Raw genomic sequence first — 1,474 nt, forward strand, 5'->3', positions numbered from 1 at the left:
AGATATCCATGACACAGTTAAATGAAAAAGAAATGCAGCTTGCGGCGCTACTCAGTGAGGAGTGTGCCACCCCTGCCGAACTGACGACAAAACTCAAGAATCTATTTGCCGGTGCGCTGGAAAAGATGCTAGAAGCCGAACTGGAGGAACATCTCGGCTATGAGAAGAACAGCGCTCTCGGTAATAACAGCGGCAACAGCCGCAATGGTTACGGAACAAAGACGATCAAAAGCGAGTGGGGCGAGAGTGAAATCAGTGTTCCACGCGACCGAAACGGCACGTTTGAGCCGCAAATCATCGAAAAGCGGCAGACACGTACCGAAGATATTGAAGGTAGGATTTTGGCGATGTATGCCAAAGGCATGTCCAACCGCGACATTGAAGATCATCTGCGCGACATCTACGGAGTGGAAGCTTCGGCCAGTCTCATCAGCCGCATCACGGACAAGATTATGCCCGCCGTCGCGGAATGGCAGAGCCGCCCGCTTGACCCAGTGTATCCCATTGTGTTTTTGGACGGAATCGTGTTCAAAGTGCGCAAAGACAGCCGGGTAATCAATAAATGCCTATACTCGGTTTTGGGCATCAACATGGACGGACACAAGGAAATCCTCGGCATGTGGTTGTCGGAAACCGAGAGCGCCAGTTTTTGGGCCACGATCTGCAATGAACTAAAAAATCGAGGAGTAGAAGATATTCTGATTGCCTGCCGAGACAATCTTTCCGGCTTTTCGAGCGCGATTGAGACGGTATTCTCCAAAACCGAACAACAACTGTGCGTGATTCACCAGATCCGCAACTCTACAAAGTATGTACCGTACAAGGACATCAAGTCGGTAATGGCCGATTTGAAGCGGGTATACGGTGCACCGACATTAGACGATGCAGAGTATCGGCTGGAAGAATTTCGCGAGAAATGGGGCAAAAAATATCCCCAGATTGTAAAGAGTTGGGAAACAAATTGGGCAGAGCTTTGCACCTATTTCAAGTACCCTCAGGAAGTGAGAACCCTGATTTACACTACCAACGCAGTAGAAGGATTTCATCGGATGCTGCGCAAATATACTAAGACAAAAACCATTTACCCGACAGACGATGCGGTAAAGAAATCGGTATTCCTGTCAATTCAAGAAATTTCCAAAAAATGGAGTATGCCGATTCGTGATTGGGGAATTATAGTAGGACAGTTGATGATCTTCTTCGAGAACCGGCTGCAACAACGGAAGGTTTCCTAAACCCGATCGGGGCTCTGCCCCGAACCCCGAGGTTTATCGCTTTGGGTTTCCAAGGCAGCGGATACTCTTCAGGTTCGGTAAAGAAAAACGGCGAATCTCCAAATCCGCCGCCTCGCAAATCTCCCGCGCCGCTCAGGTCGCACCTCTGCGTCGCCCTATCCTGCGCAGGAGTAAAGCATTACTAGTATGCACAATCAATTACCATATTATTCCATTTACACAGTTTGCAATACACTCCC

1 protein-coding gene is annotated in these 1,474 nt (G+C 48.8%); it reads left to right on the forward strand.

The features are described 5' to 3' along the window. The first annotated feature begins 32 nt into the window (after positions 1–32). Positions 33–1,235 (forward strand): IS256 family transposase, encoded by a 1,203-nt coding sequence (locus tag P22_RS19870; RefSeq protein ID WP_373432685.1) that lies wholly within the window; start codon positions 33–35, stop codon positions 1,233–1,235. Positions 1,236–1,474: the final 239 nt, after the last annotated feature.

Origin of the sequence: Propionispora sp. 2/2-37, assembly GCF_001298735.1 — a bacterium.
In the GTDB taxonomy this organism is placed as follows: domain Bacteria; phylum Bacillota; class Negativicutes; order Propionisporales; family Propionisporaceae; genus Propionispora.

Coding starts and splice junctions, on each gene's coding strand:
- P22_RS19870 (WP_373432685.1), top strand. CDS start 33: ATGCAGCTTGCGGCGCTACTCAGTGAGGAGTGTGCCACCCCTGCCGAA.